Genomic DNA, 24990 nt, shown 5'->3' with positions numbered 1-24990 from the left:
TGGGAATGGCTGCCGTCCGTCATGATGGCGACATGCGGCGGCATGCCGGCGGCGCAGCATTGGGCGATCAGCCCGCCGCAGCCGAGCGTTTCGTCATCCGGATGCGGTGCCAGGATCAGCGGCAACCTGCCTTGCAGCAGCACCTGCAAATCCACCAGCGGCAAATCGTTCCAGGCTTTCCGAACTGCACCCATACGCATGTGACCGCTCCCTCAGACGGCGCCCGGATAGGCGCCGGCGGACAAGGATTCTAGCACGCGATTTTTGTTCCGTCAGGCGCAGGCGGGCGCTGTCTGCGCATATTACCACCGTTCTTTTAAGTTCAGGCGATTATCCTGCCGTTCTTCCACAGAAGCGGCTTTTCATCAGCTCATCTAAAGAGTTTGGAAAGTATTTTAACGCATTGAAATAACGGTATTATCGGAGTTGAGGCCGCTCCGACCAGATCTCGGCCACCTCCGCCGCGGCCTCCCGCGCACCACGGCCGAGGAAGCGGAGCAGCCCCCGGCTTCGCTTCGGCCGCAGCCAGGCAGCGCGAACCTTCGTGCCGCCCATCTCGCGCAGCAGCCCGTCGACATCGCCCAGCCGGTCCACGAGCCCTGCCTCCACGGCGCGCGACCCGATCATATAGCTGCCGTCGAACAGCTCCTCCTCGGGCCGGGTGAGCTTGCCGGCACGGCGCCCCCTCACCCAGTCCTTGAAATGGCCGTGGAGATCGTCGAGCAGGGCGCGGGTAAATGCCACGTCCTCGGGCTTTTCCGGACTGAATGGGTCGAGCCGCGCCTTGTTGCGGCCGGCGGTATAGACCCGGCGGTCGATATCCAGCCGCTCGATCAGCCGGTTGACGCCGAAGCCACCGCCGATGACGCCGATCGAACCCACGATGCTCATCGGATTGGCGCGGATCTCGTCGGCCGCGCAGGCGATCCAGTAGCCGCCGGAGGCACCGACATCGCCGATCACCGCTGTCACCCGAACGCCCGTCTCCTCCGCACGCCTGCGGATGAACTGCCCGATGAGGTCGGATTGGACGGGCGAGCCGCCGGGACTTTCGATTGCGAGCACCAGCCGTTTGCCGGCGAGCTTGCCGAGAGCGAAGCCGCGTTCCAGCAGCGGCCCCGCCGATCGAAGGTTCAGGGCACCGGCCCGCGAGGCGATGATGCCCTTCAGCTCGACGACGGGAATGGGCTTGGTACGCCAGAAGAAGATGGACATCTGTGCCTTATGAACCCGATTGATCGTCGAGGCGAGATGTGCGGGCGGCCCGCTCCGGCAGCTCGACCTTGACGTCAAGCGGGTGCTGCAGCGCCATCACCGTGCCGTTCGGCATCAGCACGATCCCTTCCTTCTGGAAGGCGATCTTGATGCGGCGGTTGAGTTCGCGCTGCACGCCCCAGCGCATCTTGTCGGTGCAGGCCACCTGCCCCATCAGCGTCGCCGCGCGGCCGTCGATCGAATCCACGCCCCAGTAGCCGAAATCGCTCAACATGCCGTCCCGGTAGGCGTCCTCGGCGCGCATATCGACGACGATCTGCTTGAGGAGATCGGCCACCCGGTCCGTGTCCTCCTCGTAGGAGACGGTGACGGAGAGGGTCGCGTTGCCGCGCCCCTTGTTGACGTTCGTCACCGTCGTGACCGAACTGAAGGGGATGATATGGACCGATCCGTCGCTCGCCCGCAGGCGCAGCGTGCGGATGGAGAGATTCTCAACCGTGCCGGAAAGCCCGGCGGCGGTCACCCAGTCCCCCACCTGCATGGCGTTTTCGAGCAGCAGGAAGATGCCGTTGATGAAGTCCTGCACGAGTTTCTGGGAGCCGAAGCCGAGCGCGACGCCGATGATGCTCGCACCTGCCAGCAGCGGCCCGATATTGACCCCGATTTCGCTCAGCGCGGTCAGCACGAAGATCGCGAGCAGCGCGATGAGGAGCGTGTTGCGCAGCAGCGGCAGGATGGTTCGCAGCCGTGCCGCCCGGATCACCATTCCCTGCTGGCTGAGCTCGTCGAGATAGACCTGGATGAAGAAGTTCAGCGTCTCCCAGATCACGATGGCGAGGACCAGGGTGATGCCGATGGTGCCGAGGGAGCTGAGCAGCCGGCTGCCGAGATCGCCGACTGAAAGCCACGAGAAGGCTCTCAAGTCCCACAGCCGCAGCAGCGACAGGACGAGCCCGAGGACCACGGCGACATTGAGCAGGTAGCGCAGCGGGGCGTGGTAGCGGGTAGCGCGGGCGGTGATCATGGCATAGCGCCCGCTCGTATCCGCCCCGCCGATGGTGAAGGCTTTTTCGAGCGCGCCCAGCAGCACGATGTGAAGCACGCGGAACAGCACCAGCAGGCCGAGCGTGAACAGGATCAGCCGCGTCGGATGCTGCACATGATTGGTCACTTCGGTTGCGAAGAGAAGCCAAACCAACACGATGAGTATGGTCGCCTGCCAGTGCCAGACATGGGACAGCCGGAGTTTCAGGCGATGCCAGGTGCCGCCCCTGTCGTCCGGCTGGCTCAGCCAGGCCGCCACCTCCCGCCGGCGCTTCAGCACCATGATGACCAGCATGAGATGGACGATCAGGCTGAAGATGCGGCTGATACCGTTCTGAAGCCCGAACGTCATGCCCGCGATCGTGCCGATCTGCACGACCGAGAAGCCGACGAGGATGACAAGGCCGATGCGCCGGCTCCAGGTCGCGAGGAAGGCTGCTGCCTCGTTCGAGATGTGCAGCAGGCGCAGCTTGGCGGTTGGCGCGCAGACGGTGCCGCGTGCCACGACCAGCAACAGGCGGACGAGCGCATAGGCATTGATCACGGCCGCGATCGTCAGCCGGATGAGGATATCGCTGACCAGCGGGGTCGCGAGCAGCGCGGTCGCCGCCACCATGAAGGCGAGGATCGGGATCGCGTCCACGATCATGGCAAGCAGGATGAAGGGCAGCCGCCGCAGCAGCGGCCAGCCGCTGTGCAGCGGGCGCGACGGACGGTGCCGGACCTCGTCCTCAGCCGGCTCGGTCCCGACAGGGAGCCCCGGTTCCGGTTCCGGTTCCGGCGCGGCGGCGGCCAGTGTCACCGGAGCGTCAGGATCGGGTGGCTCGAGGCGTTCCTGCTCGCCGAGGACTGCCAGGCTTTCCTCAGCTGTGCCCTCAGCCTCCTCCTGCGCCTCGCGGTGCGCCTCGGCCTCGGCCACTGCCCGGTTCGAATCGGCGACGGCGAGCCGCGCATGCGCCTCCGCCGTGCCCGACTCTCGCCCGAGACGGTCATAGAGGCGGCGCGTGCCGAGACGAACGAAGTATTCGCAGATGAGCCCTGCCAGCATGATCACCGCCAGCCGCCAGATCGCGGCGAGAATGATCCCGGCGGCGGTGCTGTTCTGGACGAGGGTCGAGAACCATTTCCGGAGGTCGTGAAAGTCGAACATGGAGGCGCCGGCCCGGCTGAGATCTGCGGCGACCTGAGCGAGCACGGTATCCGCCTGGCTGAGGAGATCGGCGCCGAGGCTGTGGGGTTCCAGCGTCACGGCGGTTTTCGCCGCAGCGGCGGGGGCGGCCGCTGCCGGTGCCGTTGCCGCAGGGGCCGCGCTCGGCGCCGCTGTGGTGCCGGTCGTGGCACTCGCCTTTTCCAGGTTCTTGAGCGTCGTGACGAACTGCTCGCGCTTCTGCGGGTTCTGCAGCACGGAGAGCAGTTGCTGTGTCTCGGCCGTGGTCAGGCCCGATGCCGTGGCGTCTGCCGCCGGCGCGGCCGGCCCAGACGCGGTTGCAGCCGCAGCGGCCCGCGCATCCGGTGGATGCGCGGCCCAGCTGATCAGCAGGAGGGGCAGCAGGAGAAGGATGGTCGCAAAACGGGGTCGCATGAAATCCTCCGGGATCATGCGGCCCCGCCGCTGTCAACAGCCCGGCCCATGACGAGCCCGCGAGCCCCCAGGGTCTGATCGCTTCAGATTTAATTGCGATAGGGATTCAATCTGAAACGGAAACCAGACCCTTCTCAATAGCTTAGCGTGTGATTCTCACGATCACGCTCTAGTAGCCGAGGGCGAAGCCGTCCTTGCGTGGTTCCGAACCGCCGTAGAGCACGCCTTTCTCCTCGTCGATCCAGATCGCCTGGGCGCCGCCGATCGGATCTTGGGTGGTCACGATCTTGTGGCCGAGGGCGACGAGCGCGGAACGGGCCTCCTCCGGCAGCGTCGCCTCGGCTTCCACGTAGTCTTTCCCCGGCACCGGGAAGAGCCGCGGCAGAGACATCGCCGATTGCAGGTCCATGCCGTAGTCCACCACCTTGGTAACGAGATGGGCCTGCCCCATGGCCTGGAAATGGCCGCCCATGACGCCGAAGGCCATGCGCACCCGCCCGCCCTCGGTCATCATGCCGGGGATGATCGTGTGCATCGGCTGCCGCCCGGCTGCGAGCGTGTTCGGATGGGCCCCATCGAGGGAAAAACTCATGCCCCGGTTATGGAGAAGAACCCCGCTTTCGGGCGCCAGGATGCCGCTGCCGAAACCGTCGAAGACCGAGTTGATGAAGCTGACCACATTGCGGTCGCGGTCGACCACCGTGAGATAGACCGTGTCCCGGTGCTCCGGCCCGGTGAAGGCGGGCAGTTCCGTCATCACCCGGTCAGGGCTGATGCGGCCCGCGAGTTCGGCCGCGAATTCAGGCGACAGGAGACGCTTGCCGGTCACGGGTGAGCCTTCGGCCAGGATCGCGCCGCGCACGGCATAGGCAAGCCGCGCTGCCTCGATTTCGAGATGCAGCCGCGCCGGGTCCATCGGGTCTCCCTTCGCGGAGAACTGCGACAGGATGTTCATGATGAGAAGGGCGATGATCCCCTGCCCCGGCGGCGGGCATTCATGCACCCGGTACTGCCGGAAGGACGTCTCGATCGGGGTCACGAAGCATCCGGTGGCGGCCGCGAAATCAGCCCCCGTATGCACGCCGCCCTCATCCCGCAGCACGGAGACCAGTTCCGCCGCAACCGGGCCCTCATAGAAGGCGGCACGGCCGCTCTCGGCGATCGCGCGCAGCGTGCGACCGAGCGCCGGCAGTTTGAGCACGTCGCCGGCCACTGGCGCACGCCCGTCGATCAGATAGGTCGCGGCCGTCGTCGGGCGGCTCCTGAGCAGGTCCATCGTTTCCGCCCAGTCGAAGGCCACGCGCGGGGTCACCGCGAAGCCGCCCTCGGCATGTTCGATCGCAGGGCCGAGCAGCTTGCTCAAGGGCATGCTGCCATGCTCGGCCGAAAGCGTGGCCCAGGCGTCGACCGCGCCCGGCACGGTCACCGCATGGGGGGAATTGTGGGGGATGGCGGCGAGACCCTGCGCGCGCAGGGTCGCCGCATCGGTCGCCGCCGGCGCGCGGCCGGCGCCGTTATAGGCGCGGATCTCGGCGCCGCCGCCGGGCGCGTAGAGCACGAAGCAGTCGCCGCCGATGCCCGTCATCGCAGGTTCGACCACGCATTGCACGGCGCAGGCGGCGATGGCCGCATCCATGGCGTTGCCGCCCTGGCGGAGGATATCGACCGCCGCGAGCGTCGCGGCCGGGTGCGAGGTCGCCGCCATACCCTGGCGGCCCACCGCGACTGAGCGACCCGGCGCCTGAAAGTCGCGCCCAATACCGTTCTTCATGGTCTCTGCTGCTTTCGCGTTTACGCGGTGATGTGGCCGAAAAGGGCGCGGCGCGCGGCCTCGTCATTCTCGGTCTTGAAGGCGTGACGCTCCTTCAGCGCTTCGGCGCGCTGGGCTGCCGGGCGCGCGTTCATCGCATCCATGAAGCGCTTGACATTAGGAAATGATTCCCATGCATCCGGCCCGATGACATAGGGCACCATGCGCGCCCAGCCCCACAGCGCCATATCGACGATCGTGTAGGTCTCACCCAGCATGAAGGACCGCGTGGCGAGGCGGGCATCGAGAATGCCGTAATGGCGCTTCACCTCGAACAGGTAGCGCGTCACCGCATAGTCCTTGGGCTCCGGCGCGGCATGGCGGAAATGCACGCATTGGCCCGAATAGGGGCCGATGCCGGTCGCCACGAACATCAGCCAGGAGAGCATCTCGGCGCGCTGGTCCGCGGGGGCCAGGAACTTTCCCGTCTTCTCGGCGAGATAGAGCAGAATGGCGTTGCTGTCGAAGACGACCGTGCCGTCATCCACGATCACCGGGACCTTGTGGTTCGGGTTCAGCGCGTCGAATTCCGGCGCGTGCTGCTCGCCCTTGCGGGTATCGACGGGCACGGTTTCGTAGGCGAGGCCCGACTCTTCCAGGAAGAGCGCGACCTTCATCGGGTTCGGGGCCATGTTGTAATAGAATTTGATCATCGCTCGCTCCTTGGGCTGCCGGTCACGCAATTGCGTTGGGTCAAAGGGCTGCCAGAGATCAACGAGCAGGGGAAGAGCCCCCGTCGCCCGATGACATCCCGCCCATCTTTCCTAAGTGCCAGGAAAGACCGGGGCTAGGTGCATGACAAGACGGCGACGGATCAGACTTTGGCTATTCCTGGGCACCCCGATCCTCGTTGTCGTCCTGCTCATCCTGTTCTGGAGTTGGGATTGGTTCATCCCCCTGGTGGAGGCGCAGGCTTCCGCCCAACTCGGCCGGCCGGTGACGATCGCGCATCTGCATGTCCATCTCGGTCGCAAAATCCGCATCGTCGCGGACAAGGTCGTGATCCAGAACCCGAAGGACTTCCCGGGCGACCTGCCGCCCCTCGCCCGCATCGCCCATCTCGGCGTCACCGTTGACGCCATGGCCTATATCCGCCACCGGATCATCTCCGTGCCGCTGATCGACGTGAACGGGCCCGAACTCGAACTCCGCGGCCTGGCGGACGGCCGCAACAATTACACGCTCGCGCTGAAGAAATCCCCAGCCCTTAAGCCGGGGCAGAAACCCGCGCCTTCGCCCAGGCTCGGTGACCTCACGATTGAGGACGGCCAGCTTCATGCCGAAATCCCGAAAATGAAGGCCGATTTCTCCGCGCAGATCGAGACCGCGAAGGCGGAGGGCGTCATCGCCCAAAATGGCCAGACGACCGAGCTTCGGGCCAAAGCGCATGGCACCTATGCCGGGCAGCCGGTCACCGCCACCCTGCTCACCGGCGCGCTGCTTTCGGTGACCGACACGAAGAAGCCCTTTCCGATCGACATGCACATCGCCAACGGCGCGACCCACGTGGCACTGGCGGGCACCGTGCAGGATCCGATGGCCTTCGCCGGCACCGATCTCGACCTCACGCTGCAGGGCGCGGACATGGCTGATCTCTATCCCCTGACCGGTATCCCGATTCCCAAAACGCCGGCCTACAAGATCACCGGCAAGCTGAACTACGAAACCGCGACCCAGCGCATCCACTTCGACGATTTCCGCGGCGTTGTCGGCAACAGCGATCTCGAAGGCACGATCACCGAGCAGCCGCAGGGCAAGAAGCCGGATGTAACGATGGATCTTGCTTCGCGCCGGGTCGATCTCGCCGATCTCGGCGGGTTCCTCGGCACCAATCCGGGCCGCGCGACGACCAAGAACGCAACCCCTGAGCAGCGCAAGAAGGCCGCGACCGGCGCGGCCAGGGCCGGGCACCTTCTGCCGACGACGCCGATCAACCTGCCCAAGCTCGATGCCGCCAATATCCATCTCCATTACCTCGGCCACCACATCGAGGGACGGAACATCCCGCTCGACAGCCTCATCGTGACGATGGATCTGGTCGACGGCGCAATCGACCTCCATCCGCTCATCTTCACCGTCGGAAAGGGCCGGGTGCAGGGCGACATCTCCATCGCCCCGGTCAGCGACCACCGGGTGAAACTGAAGGCCGACGTCCATTTCGATCAGGTGGACGTTTCGCGCCTGATGGCCGCGACCCATGCCTTCAAGGGCGCGGGTGCCATCGGCGGCCGTGCCACGATCGACGGCACGGGCGACTCCGTCGCGACCCTGATGGGTGACGGCAATGGCGGCCTCGCCGTCTATATGGCCGGCGGCAGCCTCAGCGCCCTGCTGATCGACCTTTCGGGGCTCGAATTCGGCAAGGCGCTGCTTTCGGCGCTCGGTCTACCGAGCCAGACCAATGTCGATTGCATGATCGGCGACTTCTCGCTGCGCCAGGGGATGGTGAAGACGCAGGCGCTGCTGGTCGATACCGGAGAGGCGCTGATCGGCGGCACGGGGGTGATGAATTTTAAGACGGAGGCAATCAATTTCGAAGCCGAAACCAGATCGAAGAATTTCAGCATCGGCAATCTGCCGGCGCCGATCAAGGTGACAGGCACGCTTGCGAAACCTGCGATCGGCATCGGCGTCAAGGAGCTCGCGGCGCGCGGCGGCCTGGCGGCGGCCCTCGGTTTTCTCGCGGCCCCGCTTGCCATCTTGCCGACCATCGAGCTCGGCGTCGGCGATCCGCATAAGTGCGGGGAGCTCGTCGCGGAGGTGAAATCCCAGGTCCGTCAGGGCAAGCCCGGCCAGAAGGTGCCGGGCACGCCGATCATCAAGAAGTAGCGCGCGCTCCCCTCCCCGCACTGGCCGGCTCTTGACGAGGCGGCCAACTGGGCGAAGCCTTTGGCCATGAACGCTCCCATGATGATGACGGACCGGCAGCTGCATGACGCGCTGCTGACCATCGACAGCCATATCGACATTCCCTGGCCGCCGGGGCCGAGCCCCTTCGAGGACGGACCGCGCCGCGTGGATCTTCCCAAGATGCGCCGCGGCGGTATCGGCGCCGGCTGTTTCGCGGCCTATATCCCTCAGGGAAAGCGCGACGAGGACGGGTTTCAGTCAGCCTATGCGCGGGCGCTCGCCATGCTGCGCGCCATTCGCGACATGGGTGAGGCCGGGGACAATGCCCGGGGGCTCGCCGGGCGTCTCGCCACAACCGTCGCTGAAATCGAAGCCGCCCGGCTGGACGGGGCGCCCGCCATCATCCCCGCGGTCGAGAACGGGCATGCGATGGGGCTGGACCTCGGCCGGCTCGACGAATTCCGCAGCTTGGGCGCGCGCTACATGACGCTGACCCACAACGGTCACAATGCCTTGGCCGATTCCGCTGTGCCGCGGAAGGACCTGGGGGACGCCGAGACCCTGCATGGCGGCCTTTCCGATCTCGGCCGCGCCGCGATTTCGCGCATGAACCGCCTTGGCATGATGGTGGACGTCTCCCATGTGTCGAAAGCCGCCATGCTGCAGGCGGTGGAGGTCTCGGACACGCCGTTGATCGCCACGCATTCCTGCATGCGGATGCTGTGCGACCATCCGCGCAATCTGGATGACGAGCAGCTGGACCGACTGGCCGAAAGCGGCGGGGTGGTTCAGGTCACTCTGGTTTCCTTCTTCCTGAAACTCGGACGCAAGGAGAGCGAAGTGACGCTGAGCGATTTCGTCGATCACATCGACTATGCGGTGCAGCGCATGGGGATTGCGCATGTCGGGATCGGCTCCGATTTCGATGGCGGGGGCGGTGTCGTGGGTTGGCGCGACGCCGGGGAGAGCGCCAATGTGACCGCCGAACTTCTGCGGCGCGGCTATGATCGAACTGCCATCGCGGCGCTCTGGGGCGGCAACTTTCTCCGCCTTCTGCGCCTGGCCGAGGAGGCACAAGCATGAGAACCGTCGCCATGCCCGATGGTCGGGCCTTCCCCGTCATGGGGCTCGGCACCTGGCACTTCGGGGAGGACAAGCGCACCGCATCGAATGAGGTCCGGGTGATCCAGCGCGCGCTTGATCTTGGCGTCACCCTCATCGACACGGCCGAGATCTACGGCCAGGGCGGTTCGGAGCGGGTGGTGGGCGATGCGATCCGCGACCGGCGCGACGGGCTTTTCCTGGTCAGCAAGGTGGCGCCGAGCCATGCCGGCTTCGAGGGGACCTTGCGCGCCTGCGAGGGCAGCCTGAAGCGCCTGGGCACCGATCATCTCGATCTCTATCTCCTCCACTGGCGCGGCGGCGTGCCCCTGACCGAAACGGTCGAGGCATTCGAGCGCCTCCGCGCCGACGGCAAGATCCGGGCCTGGGGCGTCTCCAATTTCGACGTTGAGGACATGGAGGATATGCCCGAAGGCGTTCAATGCAGCGCGGACCAGGTGCTGTATAACCCACAGACGCGGGGCATCGAGTTCAGCCTGCTTCCATATTGTCAATCTCGTAGCATTCCCATCATGGCGTACACGCCCTTTGGCCAGTCCGGGCGCGTTCTGCGTCATCCGGTCATCGCGGCGGTTGCGCAGCGCCACAATGTGACACCCGGCCAGGTCATTCTTGCCTGGGGCATCCGCCATCCCGGTGTCGTCACCATTCCGAAGACGGCAACCTATGAGCGGGTCGAGGAGAATCTCGGCGCGCTCAAGATCGAACTTACCGCCACCGATCTCGCCGAGATCGACCAGGCTTTTCCCCCGCCGCGCCGCAAGCGCGCACTGGAAATGCTTTAAGGAGCAACGCATGACTTTGACCACAAGACGGCTCGGCAGCCAGGGGCTGACCGTCTCGGCCATCGGCCTCGGCTGCATGGGGATGAGCCAATCCTACGCCCCGGCGGTGGAATCGGACTCGATCGCAACCCTGCATCGCGCGATTGAAATCGGCTGCACCTTTCTGGACACGGCCGAGGTGTACGGGCCCTACACCAACGAAGATCTGCTCGGCCGCGCCCTGATGGGCCGCCGCGATGCGGTGACGATCGCGACAAAGTTCGGCTTTCGTATCGAAGGCGGGAAGAATGTCGGTACCGACAGCCGGCCTGCCCATATCCGGGAGGTCGTCGAAGCGTCGCTCAAGCGCCTGCGCACGGATCATATCGACCTGCTCTATCAACACCGGGTCGACCGCCAGGTGCCGATCGAGGATGTGGCGGGCGCAGTGGGCGATCTCATCCGCGCCGGCAAGGTCAAGTATTTCGGCTTGTCCGAGGCGGGTGTGGACACCATTCGCCGCGCCCATGCGGTGCAGCCCGTCAGTGCCGTGCAAAGCGAGTATTCGCTATGGGAGCGCAACCTTGAGACGGATGTGATTCCAGCGCTCAAGGAACTTGGCATTGGCCTCGTGCCCTTCTCGCCTCTCGGCCGCGGTTTTCTGACCGGCCAGGTGAAGCGCGCGGAGGACTATCCCGAGACCGATTTCCGCCGCAACGACCCGCGCTACCAAGGAGCGAATTTCGACGCGAACATGGCCGCGGCCGAGGCGGTGCGCGAGATCGCTGAAGCGCGCGGGGGGACGGCGGCGCAAATCGCGCTCGCCTGGATCCTCAACAAGAGCGAGGATTTTGTTCCTATTCCCGGCACGCGGCACGTGGCTAATCTTGAGAAAAATGTCGCTGCCGCCGGGTTCCGGCTGGATGCTGACGAGATGCGGAAACTGGAGGAGGCGCTTGCCCCAGGCAAGGTCTCTGGCCCGCGTTACGGCGACAAAATGATGGCGATGGTCGATCGCTGAGTTCGACCACGCACAGGAAAGGAATCCTATAGATGGCAACCGAAAAACCCGTCTGGTTCATCACCGGCTGTTCCACCGGCTTCGGCCGCGATCTCGTGACCTTGCTGCTGCGCCAGGGCTATTCCGTGGTGGCGACGGCGCGTGACGTGACCAAGGTGAGTGGCCTTGTCGAAGGCCACGAGGATCGGGCGCTGGCCCTTGCTCTCGATGTCACCGATCAGGATGCGATCGGCCACGCCGTGAAGCAGGCCGAGGAAAAGTTCGGCCGTATCGACGTACTCGTGAACAATGCCGGCTACGGCTATTTCGCGGCCATCGAGGAAGGTGAGGACGCCAATGTCCGCACCATGTTCGACACCAATGTCTTCGGCCTCATCGACATGACCAAGGCGGTGCTGCCTGGAATGCGGGCGCGGCATTCCGGTTTCATCGTCAATCTCTCCTCCATCGCCGGGCTGCGCGCCTTTCCGGGCAGCGGCTACTACTCGGCGACCAAGCATGCGGTGGAGGCGGTTTCCGAATCCCTCGCCCAGGAAGGCGCCCCCGTCGGCATCAAGGTTCTGCTCGTCGAACCCGGACCCTTCCGCACCGATTTCGCCGGTCGCTCCCTGATCCGCTCGAAGACCGTGATCGAAGACTACGACAGCACGGTCCATGCCCGGCTGCGCATGATGCAGGGCTATAGCGGCACCCAGAAGGGCGATCCGGTGCGCGCCGCGCAGGCGATTATCGATGTCGTCGCCGCGCCCAACCCACCGCTGCGTCTCGTGCTCGGCCAGATGGCGCTCGACGGTGCCCGCGAGAAGCTCAAGCTGGTCGCCGCCGATATCGACACCTGGGAGGAAACCACGCGCGGCGCGGATTTCCCTGACGCCTGAGGACCTGAGTATGAAGCAACGGAAGCTCGGGGCCCACGGCCCCATGGTGAGCGAAATCGGCCTCGGCTGCATGGGCATGTCCGCCTTTTACGGCGGCCGGGACGAAGCTGAATCCATCGCGACGCTCGAACACGCGGTGGAACTCGGCGTCACTTTCTTCGATAGCGCCGACGTCTACGGCATGGGCGAGAATGAAAAACTCGTCGGCCGCGTTCTCGGCCCCGTGCGCGATCATGTCGTGATCGCCACCAAATTCGGCAACACCTGGGATGCGGAGGGCCGGCGCGGCCCGGTGCGGGGTGATCCGGCCTATGTGCGCTCCGCCTGCGAGGCGAGCCTGAAACGCCTCGGCCTCGATGTCATCGACCTCTATTATCAGCACCGGGTCGATCCGAACGTGCCGATCGAGGAGACGGTCGGCGCCATGGCGGCACTCGTGGCAGAGGGCAAGGTCCGTTATCTCGGCCTGTCCGAGGCGGCGCCCGAGACCATCCGCCGCGCCCATGCGGTCCATCCCATCGCGGCTCTGCAGACCGAATACTCGCTCTGGAGCCGCGATCCGGAGGCCGGGATTCTGCAAGTGACGCAGGAGCTCGGCATCGCCTTCGTGCCCTACAGCCCGCTCGGCCGCGGCTTCCTGACCGGACAGATCAAGAGCCTCGACGATCTTGAGCCGGATGACTGGCGGCGCGGCTCGCCCCGTTTCCAGGGCGAGAATTTCGCCAAGAACCTCGATCTCGCGCGGAAGATCCAGGAATTCGCGCAGGCGCGCGGCTGCACTCCAGGTCAGTTGGCGCTGGCTTGGGTGCTGGCGCAGGGAGAGGATATTATTCCTATCCCTGGCACCAAGCGCCGTGCCTATCTGGAGGAGAATCTCGGCGCCGCAACAATTACGCTGACGCCCGCCGAGCTTGCCGAGATCGACCGCATCCTGCCGCCGGCTGCCTTCGCCGGTGCGCGCTATGCGCCGGAGGGGATGAAGGCCATCGGTCTCTGATCCCCCGCAAGGTGTGACAAGGCCGGGCGGATGACAAACGCCCGGACCTTGCGCAAATGATACGCTTGGCCATGGCCAAGGCGGATGGTTTTCTCTACCCTCCGCCCGATCATGATGCAGAGTCCTTCTCCGAACGAACCGAAGGCGGGGCGGCGGAAGCCGCCCCGCCGCGCCGGCGACGGTCCCGACCGCGTCTATGCGGCGCTCCGCCGTGACGTCATTGAACAGGCGCTGGTGGCCGGCGCGAAGCTGCCGGAAAGCGAAATCGCCCAGCGTTTCGGGGTCAGCCGCACAGTGGTGCGCGCGGCTTTCGGGCGTCTCGTCGCCGAGGGGCTGCTCGTCCGCGCGAGCAACCAGGGTGCCCGGGTGGCAAGGCCGAGCCAGGACGAGGCGGCCGACATCCTCGATCTTCGCCGCAGCATCGAACTCATCGTCATCGACCGGCTGTTCCAGACCGCGCTGGCGGCGCCGGATGTCGCCCTCCTGCGCGCCCATGTCGCGGAGGAGGAACGTGCCTTGGCGGCGGGGCCCGCTGCCCACGCGGAATCGATCCGCCTCTCGGGTGAATTCCACGTCCGTCTGGCCGAGGCCGCGGGCAGTGCCCTCCTTGCCCGCTACGTCTCTGAACTCGTCTCCCGCTGCTCGCTCCTGATCTCGGACCACCATCTGCCCCATTCCGGGCGTTGCGCGGTCGCGGAACACGGTGCGCTCATCGACTGTCTTGAGCGTGGGGACAGGCTCGCGGCCCTCGAGCAGATGCACCAGCATCTGGGCGGCGTCGCAGACCGGGCGCTGCATCGACAGGCGTCGAGCACCCGAGAATGACCGGTCTCAGCTTCATTGCCATCCTGCTGACGCTCTCTGCCGTCTGCGGGATCATCAACTATCGGCTTCTCCGCGTTGACGCCTCGACCGGAGTGCTGATCGTCGCCCTTGGCGTCTCCATCATCGCGATCGCCGTCGATCCGCTGGTGAGCTTCGTCAGCTTCCGCACCCTCGCGCTCGACCTCCTCGATACGATCAACCTGCCCTCGACATTGATGAACGGGGCGCTGGCCTTCCTGCTCTTCGCAGGCAGCATGCATGTCGATATCCGGGAACTTCTGCGCCGGAAATGGACCGTGCTGGCACTCGCCACCTTGGGTGTCATCATCGCGGTGGCGGTCTTTGGCACCGGCATCTACTATGTCTTCCGCGCGCTCGGCGAACCGGTGCCCTACATCTGGTGCCTCGTCGTCGGGGCGATTCTGGCGCCGACCGATCCGGTCTCGGTCGTGGGCCTGCTCAAGCGCCTCGGCCTGCCCGCCGGCTTCCGGGCGATCTTCGCAGGCGAGGCACTGTTCAACGACGGCGTCGGCGTCGTCGTCTTCACCGTCTTCCTCGGCCTTGCGACCTCGACCGGCCATGTCGACGTCGCCACCGAGGTCGCGACCTCCTTCCTCGTCGAAGCCGTGGGCGCCGCGGTGCTCGGCTTCGTCACCGGCTGGGTGGCGCTGCGCCTCATGCGCCGGGTGGACGACTACAATCTCGAACTCATCCTCACCCTGGCGCTGGCCACGGGCACCTATAGCCTGGCGAGTTCGCTCGGTCTCTCCGGCCCCATCGCGGTCGTGGTCGCGGGCCTCGCGATGGGCAGCGAGACCGGCCACCACGCCATGAGCGAAGTCGCCCAGCATCATGTGAAGACCTTCTGGTCGATGATCGATGAGCTGCTCAACACCCTGCTCTTCCTGCTCATCGGCCTGGAATTCGTCTCCGTGCCCTTCACCGGCTTCGATCTGCTGGCGGGCGGCATCGCCATCCTGCTCGCCCTTTTCGCGCGTCTCGTCAGCATCATCATTCCCGCCGCCATCCTGCGCCTGCACGACATCCTGGAACCGCATGCCATCGCCGTTCTGACCTGGGGAGGGTTGCGCGGCGGCATTTCGGTGGCCTTGGCGCTGAGCCTGCCCGGCGTGGCGCCGCGCGGCCATCTCCTGCCGGTCTGCTACGCCGTCGTCGTCTTCACCATCATCGTGCAGGGGCTGACCATGCCGCGCCTCGCGCGGCGCTACACGGAGGCGGTGGGGGCCGAGCCTGCGGTGGCGGAGGGCGACTGAGGGGCGCCCCCGGTCAGCTCTCCTTGCTGCCCTCGCCCTCCTTGAACGGCGTCGTGAAGCGCAGCGTCGCGAAGGTCGCGAGGGAGAGCAGGATCGCGATCCCGAACAGCCCGTAGCCGACCGCGGCGCCAAGCGCCCCCGTGGCCCAGAGGCTGGCGGCCGTCGCGGTGCCATGGGTATGATGCGCGCCCTTGATGATGGCCCCGCCGCCGACGAAGCCGACGCCCATCAGCAGCCCCTGGATGACCCGCGCCTGCGCCGCGCCGTTGCCCGCCACCGCAGTTCCGATCAACACGAAGCCGCAGGCGGCAATGGCGACGAGGGGAAAGGTGCGCAGCCCGGCCGAGCGCTCCGCCTGCTCGCGGTTCCAGCCCACCGGCAGCGCGAGCAGATAGGCAAGAAGCAGCGCCATGCCATGGCCCGCAAAGGTGCCGAAGGCGGCGCTGGGGTCATGCCAGGCTGCCGCGACGCTCGCGACGAGATCCGCATTGCTCTGCATGGCGTGCCGGCGGAAGCCCTCCCTCTCTCTGGAATGGTTCCGCGGGCGGCATCGTCAAGGGCGCAAGGCTCTTGTCCTGGACCGCGATTTCCGCTGATTGCAATGGATGAGCACCGCCGCCCCTACCCTCTCCGTCCCCGTCTCCCATCGCCGCGTGCTCGGCATCGCCATACCGATGACGTTCGCCTATGCGAGCACAGCGTTGGTGGGTGCCGTGTCCACCGCCACGATCGGCCAGTTGGCCGAGCCAAAGCTCGCCGCGGGAATCGCGATCGCCGCGATCTTTTTCGATGTCCTGCTGGTCAGTCTGAATTTTTTGCGCAGCACGACGTTGGGATTGACCGCTATCGCCCTCGGCCAGGGCAATGTCGCCGAAACGCGGGCAGTGTTTCACCGCGCGCTGGTCACCGGCCTCGGCCTCGGCCTGGTCATCCTGGCCCTGCGGGGCCCGGAAATCCGAATCGGCCTGCCGCTGCTTGGCGCGGCCGGAAAGGTCTATGAGGCGGCGGCCGCCTACGCGGCGATCCGCATCCTGTCGGCGCCCGTGGCCCTGGGCAATTACGCGATACTCGGCGCGCTGCTCGGCCGTGGCCGGGCGAGCACCGGGCTCGCGCTGCAAATCCTGCTCAATGGCACCAATATTCTGCTGTGCCTCTGGACTGTGCTTGGCCTCGGCTGGGGCATTACCGGGGCGGCCTGGGCGGCGGTCGCCGGGGAGACGGTGGCCTTTCTCGGCGGGCTCCTGCTGCTCGGCCGCATCATGGGCGCGGGCGCCTGGGAGCAGTTCCGCCGCTCGTTGGGGGACGGCGCCGGCTGGCGGCATATGGGCGTGCTCAACCGCGACACGCTGCTGCGCACGATCGCCCTGCTCTTCGCCTTCGCCTTCTTCACCCGCCAGGGGGCAAGGCTCGGCGCGGTGGTGCTGGCCGCCAATGCCGTGCACATGCAGTTCTTCGCCCTCTCCGCCAATTGTCTGGACGGTTTCGCGGCGGCAGCCGAACAGCTCGCGGGCCGCATGATCGGCGCGCGGGACAGGACAGGATTCCTGCGTGCGCTCCGCCTGACGCTCGGCTGGAGCCTGGTCTCGGGTGCTGGCATTACCCTGCTCTATCTCGCCTTCGGCCAGGAATTCGTGGCGCTGATGACGCGTGCCGAGGCTGTGCGGCAGGTGGCCGCGCGAAGCCTGGTCTGGGCCGCGCTGGTGCCCATGGTCGCGGCGGCCGCCTTTCAGCTCGACGGCGTTTTCATCGGCGCCACCTGGTCGCGCGACATGCGCAACATGATGCTGATCTCCCTCGCCTTCTTCCTGCTCTGCTGGGCGCTGCTTACCCCCACTTTCGGCAATGCCGGGCTCTGGGCGGCATTTCTGCTGTTCTTCGGCGCGCGCGGGTTGACGCTCGGCGCTGTCCTGCAAGCCCGCCTGCGGTCAGGCCATCGGCTTGCGGCCTTCGAGGGCTAGGGTGAGAACAAGCGCGCTTCATCCATGACCACACAACTGAATGGGTGATCCTTCTGAGGGAGCCGCTCATGTCCGTCAAACCGCACGTCAACAACCATGCCTGAGCGTTCCGGCTTCTGCTCAGCTGTCAATCCAGTCGAACGTTTCACTCGGTTGAATGATCAAAACAGACCCGATCCTGTCTTTCCAAACATGGCCTAGCCATGCCTTCGCGTTCGCGAAGTTCGCGCCATATTGCGGAATAAATGGACCCTGCGCCGGTCTCGCCCATTGGGCGTAATACATTTGACCATTGCTCACTGGCAGCGGCGCTCCTTGGCCGGGCCTTAATATAGATACTGATGGACAACGGTTGCCGCTGAGTTTACAGCGGCCCCACAGCCGACCAGATTTTCACATTGGGGGCTTTATCATGATGTCGATAACAGACACAGCCCACGCGTTCTTTGTGGCTTGCGAGAGCGGCAAAGGTTGGGAGAAATGTAAGCAATATTGCAAATCTGGAGCGACATTTTCCTCTCAAGCGGAGCCAATTTCCGATCTGACGACCCTTGAACAATATACCGATTGGATGAAGGGTCTCATGACGATACTGACGGACGGGACCTACACGCTGAAGTCATTTGCGACTGACAGCGAAAGACAAAATGTTGCCGCTTACGCTGTTTTCTCGGGGACACATCTTGCTGGCGGTCCGGTTCCACCCACCGGAAAAAGAACGAATACTGACTATGTCTACGTAATGCAGTTCGCGGACAACGAAATTTCGCATATGACCAAGATCTGGAATGCGACCGCCACCCTTAAAGAACTTGGCTGGTCGTAAGATCGTCTGTCCGCTGTCTCGAGATACGTGCTCCTGAATAGTTTCCATTTCAGGGCAAGCCCCTATCTCAAAGCGACCGTGCAACCGCGGGCGCGTTGTTCTTGAGGGTGAGCAGATAGGTCAATCACGCACCGGCCAATCCCTGTTAGTCTTGCTGACTGAGCCTGCCAAAGCGGACAGGCTACTGCTCACCCCCCCTCCCCGACTGGTCAGGATTTCAGAGCCCCCGCGTACGCACCGGGTTGAAGCCGGCGCCCGCGAACCGGGTCCGGCGCCCCTGAGGTCGCGGAGCGTTTATCAGGCAGTTGCCCCAAGCGGGGCCCGGCCCCTTGGCGAATGGTCGTTGATCGGGTCCTTTACACCCAAGCGCACAGGCCGGAAGAACGGGCAAAACCCGGCCCGACCTCGCCAAGGGACCGCCACCAGGAGCATACATGCCAACGATGATCGCGGTATCCGCCGTCACCAAGACCTATAAATCCGGTTTCACCGCTTTGAAGGGAATCGATCTCGCCGTTGAGAAGGGCGAGATTTTCGCTCTCCTCGGCCCCAACGGCGCCGGTAAGACGACGTTGATCAGCATCATCTGCGGCACCGTCACCATGACATCGGGGAGCATCCTCGTGGGCGGGCACGACATCCGCAGCGCCTACCGCGCTGCCCGCTCGCTGATCGGCCTGGTGCCGCAGGAGATCGCTCTGGATATCTTCGCGAACGTCTGGGACACGGTGAGCTTCAGTCGCGGCCTGTTTGGCCGGGCGCCGGACCCGGCCTATATCGAGCGGCTGCTGCGCAGCCTGTCGCTGTGGGATAAGCGGGCCAGCCGCGTCATGGAACTGTCCGGTGGCATGAAACGCCGTGTCATGATCGCCAAGGCGCTCAGCCATGAGCCGGAAATCCTGTTTCTGGACGAGCCGACGGCCGGCGTCGATGTCAGCTTGCGGCGCGACATGTGGGCCCTGGTGCGACAGCTGCGCGAGCAGGGGGTGACGATTGTCCTTACGACCCATTACCTCGAGGAAGCCGAGGAAATGGCCGACCGTGTCGGTGTCATCGACGACGGCCGCCTGCTGGTGGTCGAGGAAACCGCCACGCTCATGCGCAAGCTCGGCAAGCGGCAGTTGACGCTGACGCTGCAGCACAGGATGCAGATGCTGCCGCCTGGGCTCGCCGATTGGCCGCTCGAACTCGAAGAGGATGGTCAACGCCTGACCTACCGATTCGATGCCAATGCCGAGGACACCGGCATTCCCAGGCTGCTCAAACTGCTCGGCGAAAGCGGCATTGATTTCAAGGATCTCGATACCAGCCGCACCTCGCTCGAGGATATTTTCGTAAGCCTCGTGGAGAATCCGGCATGACCGCGCCCCTGATCAACACGGCCGGAATCTGGGCGATCTACCGCGGCGAGATGGCGCGCATGCGGCGCACGGTCTGGCAGAGCGTGGCGACGCCGGTGATTACGACGGTGCTCTATTTCATCGTCTTCGGCAGTGCGATCGGCTCGCGGATTCAACATGTCGGCGGCGTCGGCTATGGCGCCTTCATCGTGCCCGGCTTGATCATGCTGTCCCTGCTGACACAGAGCATTTCGAATGCCTCGATTGCGATCTACTTTCCGAAGTTCACCCGGACGATTTTCGAAATCCTGTCGGCACCGCTGTCCTTCGGCGAGGCGGTTTTTGCCTATGTCTGCGCGGCGGCGACCAAATCCGTCATCCTCGCCGTGATCATCCTGGTGACGGCGACCTTCTTCGTGCCGGTGCAAATCCTGCACCCCGTCTGGATGGTGGCCTTCATGCTGCTGACGGCCGTCGCCTTCAGCCTGTTCGGCTTCATCATCGGCATCTGGGCTGAAAGCTTCGAGCAACTCGCCATCATCCCGGCCCTGGTCGTGACACCGCTGACCTTCCTGGGCGGCGCGTTTTATGCACTCGACATGCTGCCGCAGCCGTGGCGGACCATCAACATGCTGAACCCGGTCGTCTATCTGGTCAGCGGCTTTCGCTGGAGTTTCTACGGCATCGGCGATGTCGGCGTGGGCACCAGCCTCGCCTTCACCGGCCTGTTCATGGCGCTTTGCCTGGCGGTGCTGTGGTGGATGTTCCGCACCGGCTATCGCCTCAAGCCTTGAAGGTTCCCCAGCTCCGCGCCGGGTCAAGGCCGGCACCTGCGAAACGCGGCAGATCGGCGACGAGGGCCGCAATGTCGGGATAACGTTCCGGGTGGACCAGGACGGAACGCGCGAGCGCCAGGGCGCCGGCCTGCGCTTCCGCCCGCTGCGTTTCGTCATCAATGACGAGGAAATCCGCGATCTGCGCGAAGCCCAGGACACGGCGGATGATTTTGGCGGCCATGAACATCATCGCGTCCCGGAACAGATCCGAGACATAGGCACGGCGCAGGCTTTCGAGCCGCGCGGCGGCCACGGGCTCCGCGAAATGGTTTTCGGGAAAACCGTCCGCGGAGCCCCGGAAACTGCGCCAATGGCCGAGGAAACGGGTTTCGAATTCCGCCCAGAAGGTCAGGATCTCGGCCGTGATCCAATCCTGAAAGCCGGGGGCCGGAGCGTGCCACGGCTTGGCGTACCAGGCCATCACGTAATGGGCGATGAACGTGCCGATGTCGAAACCCGAGGGGCCGATCCAGGCAAACTCCCCGTCGATCACCCGCGTTTCCGCCTCCGTCACCATGATCGAGCCGGTATGGAGATCGCCGTGCAGGAGCGACTGGGCGCGCGTGAGATAGGCGAGGCGCGCGCGGGCGATGGCCTCCTTCAGATCGATATCGGCGCGGAAGCAGCTGGCCCAGGCTTCAAGCGGCTCTGTGATGCGGTTGCGCTCGCTGACCGCATAGGGATCGGTGAAGACGAGATCGACCGAAATGCGCTGCAGAGCGCGATTCTGCGTGAAGATCGCCTGGTCCGCTGCCTTGACCTCGAAGGGGGAAGCGAGGTCCGAGGTATAGAAGGAGGCGGCCGCCACGTATTCCGCGACGTCCCGGGCCACAAGCGGCATCGGCCTGCCCTCGATCATCGCCTGCCGCAAAATAATGTGCGGCTCAAGCTTCTCCATGGTGATGACGAATTGCGTCTCGTCGAAATCATGGAGTTTCGGCGCAAGGACCCCGACGAAAGGGGCAAGCCGCCGCGTGTAGCTCACCTCGAAGAAGGCGCGGTTGACATCCATGGGCCAGCTTTCCCCGGCGACGCGGACATAGGGGAGCGCCTGTTTCACGCAGAGCCCGCCGGCAGGCCCATCAACCAGGAAGACAGAGTTGAGGTTGCCGTCCGCCACGTCCCGCACCTGCCAGTCCCCGGCACCTCCGCCCAGGCGCTCGGCGAGATGCGGACGCGACGATAGATATGCGGGCACATCGGCGGCGGTCAGGATACGATAGGCGTCGTTCGGATGGTCACGCATCGGCGGCGGTTGCCTTTCTCTGGCGCGGGCCGGTTGGCGGGGGCAATGCCGCTCCGGCTTCTGGTCTTGGACAGGAATCATCCTAGCGCCTGAATCCCCTGCTTCACACTCCCTCGATAACCCTGGCTGGCGCTTGACCTGCCCGGGATCTCTTGGATTAGTCGTGCGATGTCAGAGCGAAAGACCATGGCGCAACGGCCGCAGCCTGAGGCTCAAATCTCGGCCGAGCCGGGTCTGGCCGAGCCACGCGCGGCCGAGCGGCGTGCCACGGGAACCTTTGCGGCCCTTTCCGACAGCGAGGCGCATTATCGCACCCTGTTCGAAACCATGGACGAGGGTTTCTGCGTCATCGAATTCTTCGACGGCCCACACGGGCCGCTCAGCGACTACATTCATATCGAGGCCAACCCAGCCTACGAAGTGCATGCCGGCATTTCCAACGTCGTCGGCCGGACGTTGCGTGAGATGGTGCCGGACGAGGCCGATGCCTGGGTCACCCGGTACGGCGGCGTTCTCGCCTCCGGCAAGCCCATTCGCTTCGAGCAGGAGCTCGTCGCGACGGGGCGGTATCTCGAAGTCACCTCCTTCCGGATCGACCCGCCGGAGCGACGGCAGGTCGCGGTCCTCTTCAAGGACGTGACCGACCGCAAGCGGGCGGAGCAGACCCTGCGCGAGCTGAACGAGACGCTGGAGGTGCGCGTCGCCGCGGCGCTTGCCGAGCGCAGGCTGCTTGCCGAGATCGTCGAGAATTCCCAGGCCCTCGTGCAGGTAGTGGATATGGACCTGCGTTATCTTGCGATCAACGGTGCCGCGGCGGATGAGCTCGCCCGCATCCTGGGCGTGCGCCCCAAGGTGGGGGACGCCACGGCCGACCTCTTGGCCGACCGCCCGGCCCTGCTCGAAACCGTGCGCGCCAACTGGGCCCGGGCACTTGCCGGCGAAGACCATGTGGTGACCCAGGAATACGGCGATCCTCTACTCGACCTCGGCTTCTACGAGCAGCATTTCGGCATTCTGCGGGACGGCGCGGGGCGGCAGATCGGCGCCTATCAGTTCGCCTATGACGTGACGGAGCGGCTGGCCGAGCAGGAGCGGCTGAAGGTCGCCGAGGAGGCGCTGCGCCAGGCGCAGAAGATGGAGGCGGTGGGCCAGCTCACCGGCGGCCTGGCGCATGATTTCAACAACCTGCTCGCCGGAATATCCGGAACCTACGAGATGATCGGCATCCGCATCGCGCAAGGACGGACAGCGGATGTCGAAAAATACCTCGCCGCCGGCCAGGGCGCCGCGCGCCGCGCCGCCGCCCTCACGCACCGGTTGCTGGCCTTCGCCCGGCGGCAGACCCTCTCACCCAAGCCCACCGTCATCAACCGTCTGCTGACAGACCTTGTGGAGCTGGTGCAGCGGACCGTGGGGCCAGCGATCCGGGTGGAGACGATCGCGGCGAGCGGGTTGTGGACCGCGCTCGTGGACGGCAACCAGCTCGAGAATGCCATCCTCAACCTCTGCATCAACGCGCGGGACGCGATGCCATCGGGTGGACAGATCACCATCGAGACGGCCAACCGCTGGCTGGATGAGCGCACCGCACGGCTGCGCAACCTGGCGCCCGGCCAGTATGTGACGGTGAGCGTCAGCGATACCGGGACCGGGATCGACAAGGCGATCCTTGATCGCGTCTTCGACCCCTTTTTCACGACCAAGCCGATCGGGGAAGGCACGGGCCTCGGCCTCTCGATGGTCTATGGCTTCGCCCGCCAGTCCCATGGTCATGTGCGGATCTATTCGGAACTCGATCAGGGCACGACCGTCAGCATCTATCTGCCGCGCCATCTGGGGGCGACGGATGAAATGGAGATGCCGCAATCCGCACAGGCGCCGCGTCAATCCCACGCGGGCGAGACGGTGCTGATCGTCGATGACGAGCCGACCGTGCGCCTGCTGGTCTCGGATGCGCTCGGCGACCTTGGCTACGCCTGCATCGAGGTCGAGGACGGTGCGGCGGCGCTCCGGATTTTCGAGAGCGATCAGCGGATCGACCTGCTCATCACCGATGTCGGTCTGCCTGGCGGGCTGAACGGGCGCCAGGTCGCGGATGCCGCGCGGGTCTCCCGGCCCGATCTGGGGGTGCTCTTCATCACGGGCTATGCCGAGAATGCCGTACTCAACCACGGCCATATCGCGCCGGGGATGGAGGTGTTGACCAAGCCTTTCGGCGTGGACGACCTCGTCCGGCGGGTCGAGCGTATGCTGGCGGAGAGCAAGGGCGTGGCTTCGGGAAAGTAGGCGTCCGCCAGGCGTCAATTGCAGGCAGCGGCGGGTTCTGGCTTCAGCCGCACGGACCAGACCCAACCCACGATCTGGCCGGGTTCGGACAGGGAATTTTGGCTGGTCAAGAGGCCACATGAGTCTTTTGGGGTAATCACAAAGATCTAGTCTGATGCGGGAAAGTCAGGACATGACCCGGAGAGCGGGCGTCTTGCACCGAACGTATGAGTGGCGTCGGGATGGGCAGGCGACGACGACCTGTTGCCAATGGAATCAAAAAGGCGGGCCGCGTCATGCGGCCCGCCCGCTTTCATCTCAGGGTCCGTGGCCGCCATAACCGCCGCCATAATAGCCGCCACCATGACCACCACCGTGGTGCCAGCCGCAGAAGCCACCGCCCCAGGGGCCGCAGCAGGCCGAGAGGCTGGTCGCCGTCAGCAAGCCGCCGACGATCAGCAGAACCTGTTTCCAATTTCGCATGATGTTAGTTCCTTCAGGCCGAAAAAGCGGCAGGGCGCCCGCCGTATGGGCGCCCTGCCCTCCGCGTCCGCTGAGCGGTTACGGATAAGGCTGCGGCGCCATGGTCGCGCCGAGCACGGCACCGATGATGCCGCTGGTGATCGCCACCAGCATGTATTGGTTGTTATACCAAATCCATTGTTGGCCCGGCGGTGGCGGATAGAGGCCGCGATAGGCATGCCAGTTAGGCACCGGGCGCCAGTAGCCGTGCGGCGCATCGAAACGCTCGCCTTGGCGCCAGTGGTGCCAGCCGCCCGGCGGCGGCGGGCCGCCGGGGCCCCAATGGCCGTGATCGTAACCGTGATCGTAACCATGATCGTGGCCATGATTGTAACCGTGATCGTGGCCATGATTGTAACCGTGATCGTAACCGTGATCATGGCCGGGCGCACCCGGTCCGTGGTCGTAGCCACCCGGCCCGCCATGCGGTGGCGGTGGTGGGCCGCCGCCCGGCCCATTCATGGGCTGGGCCATGGCCAGCGGGGCCGCGGCGAGGGTGAGTGCCAGCGTGACTGGCAGTAGGCGTTTCATGTCGGCGTCCTCGTCGTAAACAGCAGGGGCAGACATCTAAACGGACACCGAACCGACAATGCGGCGACGCCCATTACGAAAGGT

General features: G+C 65.2%; 22 protein-coding genes. 13 read left to right on the top strand and 9 right to left on the bottom strand.

The features are described 5' to 3' along the window. The 5 genes from VL752_RS12095 to VL752_RS12075 form a co-directional block, all read right to left on the bottom strand. The coding region (locus tag VL752_RS12095; RefSeq protein WP_325355514.1) for a PIG-L deacetylase family protein at positions 1-200 on the bottom strand (200 nt) is incomplete at its 3' end. A gap of 217 nt (positions 201-417) precedes the next feature. After that, on the bottom strand, positions 418-1215 hold the full coding sequence (locus VL752_RS12090; protein ID WP_325355512.1) for a S49 family peptidase: 798 nt from the start codon (positions 1213-1215) through the stop codon (positions 418-420). A gap of 7 nt (positions 1216-1222) precedes the next feature. Then, positions 1223-3841, bottom strand: coding sequence for a mechanosensitive ion channel domain-containing protein (locus tag VL752_RS12085; protein ID WP_325355510.1), 2619 nt, complete (start codon positions 3839-3841; stop codon positions 1223-1225). A gap of 169 nt (positions 3842-4010) precedes the next feature. Beyond that, a complete protein-coding gene (locus VL752_RS12080) occupies positions 4011-5612 on the bottom strand; it encodes a gamma-glutamyltransferase family protein (protein WP_325355508.1) in 1602 nt (533 codons plus the stop codon). Between the two features lie 20 nt (positions 5613-5632). Beyond that, positions 5633-6304, bottom strand: coding sequence for a glutathione S-transferase family protein (locus VL752_RS12075; RefSeq protein ID WP_325355506.1), 672 nt, complete (start codon positions 6302-6304; stop codon positions 5633-5635). A gap of 142 nt (positions 6305-6446) precedes the next feature. Here VL752_RS12075 and VL752_RS12070 point away from each other — a divergent pair, with 142 nt between their 5' ends. From VL752_RS12070 to VL752_RS12035, 8 genes are all read left to right on the top strand, one after another. Beyond that, positions 6447-8480 carry an AsmA family protein gene (locus VL752_RS12070; protein ID WP_325355504.1) on the top strand — a complete coding sequence of 678 codons (2034 nt, stop codon included), beginning with the start codon at positions 6447-6449 and terminating at the stop codon, positions 8478-8480. A gap of 66 nt (positions 8481-8546) precedes the next feature. Next, positions 8547-9584, top strand: a complete 1038-nt coding sequence (locus tag VL752_RS12065; RefSeq protein WP_325355502.1) for a dipeptidase — start codon at positions 8547-8549, stop codon at positions 9582-9584. Then, a complete protein-coding gene (locus tag VL752_RS12060; RefSeq protein ID WP_325355500.1) occupies positions 9581-10408 on the top strand; it encodes an aldo/keto reductase in 828 nt (275 codons plus the stop codon). The genes VL752_RS12065 and VL752_RS12060 overlap by 4 nt, the downstream gene beginning before the upstream one ends. A gap of 10 nt (positions 10409-10418) precedes the next feature. Next, the gene (locus VL752_RS12055; protein ID WP_325355498.1) at positions 10419-11408 is read left to right on the top strand and encodes an aldo/keto reductase; all 990 of its coding nucleotides are present in this window, start codon (positions 10419-10421) and stop codon (positions 11406-11408) included. A 32-nt stretch (positions 11409-11440) separates the two neighbouring features. After that, entirely contained in the window at positions 11441-12286 is an 846-nt protein-coding gene (locus tag VL752_RS12050) for an oxidoreductase (protein WP_325355496.1), read from the top strand. A 10-nt stretch (positions 12287-12296) separates the two neighbouring features. Continuing rightward, positions 12297-13283, top strand: coding sequence for an aldo/keto reductase (locus VL752_RS12045; protein ID WP_325355494.1), 987 nt, complete (start codon positions 12297-12299; stop codon positions 13281-13283). 84 nt (positions 13284-13367) lie between these two features. Then, on the top strand, positions 13368-14108 hold the full coding sequence (locus tag VL752_RS12040; RefSeq protein WP_325355492.1) for a GntR family transcriptional regulator: 741 nt from the start codon (positions 13368-13370) through the stop codon (positions 14106-14108). Beyond that, positions 14105-15382: a cation:proton antiporter gene (locus tag VL752_RS12035; protein ID WP_325355490.1), complete on the top strand. Its 1278-nt coding sequence runs from the start codon at positions 14105-14107 to the stop codon at positions 15380-15382. Before VL752_RS12040 ends, VL752_RS12035 begins: the two co-directional genes overlap by 4 nt. Before the next feature lie 13 nt (positions 15383-15395). Here VL752_RS12035 and VL752_RS12030 read toward each other — a convergent pair whose 3' ends face one another. Continuing rightward, a complete protein-coding gene (locus VL752_RS12030; protein WP_325355488.1) occupies positions 15396-15881 on the bottom strand; it encodes an MgtC/SapB family protein in 486 nt (161 codons plus the stop codon). Positions 15882-15987: 106 nt separating this feature from the next. Here VL752_RS12030 and VL752_RS12025 point away from each other — a divergent pair, with 106 nt between their 5' ends. From VL752_RS12025 to VL752_RS12010, 4 genes are all read left to right on the top strand, one after another. Continuing rightward, positions 15988-17340 (top strand): MATE family efflux transporter, encoded by a 1353-nt coding sequence (locus VL752_RS12025; RefSeq protein ID WP_325355486.1) that lies wholly within the window; start codon positions 15988-15990, stop codon positions 17338-17340. A 412-nt stretch (positions 17341-17752) separates the two neighbouring features. Then, positions 17753-18166 carry a nuclear transport factor 2 family protein gene (locus VL752_RS12020; RefSeq protein ID WP_325355484.1) on the top strand — a complete coding sequence of 138 codons (414 nt, stop codon included), beginning with the start codon at positions 17753-17755 and terminating at the stop codon, positions 18164-18166. A 434-nt stretch (positions 18167-18600) separates the two neighbouring features. Further along, complete coding sequence (locus tag VL752_RS12015) at positions 18601-19527, top strand: ABC transporter ATP-binding protein (RefSeq protein WP_325355482.1); 927 nt, start codon at positions 18601-18603, stop codon at positions 19525-19527. Continuing rightward, positions 19524-20300, top strand: a complete 777-nt coding sequence (locus VL752_RS12010) for an ABC transporter permease (protein ID WP_325355480.1) — start codon at positions 19524-19526, stop codon at positions 20298-20300. The genes VL752_RS12015 and VL752_RS12010 overlap by 4 nt, the downstream gene beginning before the upstream one ends. Here the strand turns inward: VL752_RS12010 and mtnK are convergent. Beyond that, positions 20290-21588, bottom strand: a complete 1299-nt coding sequence (mtnK, locus tag VL752_RS12005) for an S-methyl-5-thioribose kinase (protein ID WP_325355478.1) — start codon at positions 21586-21588, stop codon at positions 20290-20292. The two genes, VL752_RS12010 and mtnK, sit on opposite strands and share 11 nt — an antisense overlap. 168 nt (positions 21589-21756) lie before the next feature. Between mtnK and VL752_RS12000 the strand changes: the two genes are divergently transcribed. Further along, positions 21757-23874, top strand: coding sequence for an ATP-binding protein (locus tag VL752_RS12000; protein WP_325355476.1), 2118 nt, complete (start codon positions 21757-21759; stop codon positions 23872-23874). Between the two features lie 297 nt (positions 23875-24171). Here the strand turns inward: VL752_RS12000 and VL752_RS11995 are convergent, their stop codons facing one another. Both VL752_RS11995 and VL752_RS11990 read right to left on the bottom strand, forming a co-directional pair. Continuing rightward, entirely contained in the window at positions 24172-24336 is a 165-nt protein-coding gene (locus tag VL752_RS11995; protein ID WP_325355474.1) for a hypothetical protein, read from the bottom strand. Between the two features lie 78 nt (positions 24337-24414). After that, on the bottom strand, positions 24415-24906 hold the full coding sequence (locus tag VL752_RS11990) for an RcnB family protein (RefSeq protein WP_325355472.1): 492 nt from the start codon (positions 24904-24906) through the stop codon (positions 24415-24417). Positions 24907-24990 lie beyond the last annotated feature (84 nt).

The sequence above is a fragment of the Acidisoma sp. genome (assembly GCF_035492295.1).
GTDB lineage: Bacteria > Pseudomonadota > Alphaproteobacteria > Acetobacterales > Acetobacteraceae > Acidisoma.
This window is presented reverse-complemented; position numbering and strand designations above follow the sequence as displayed.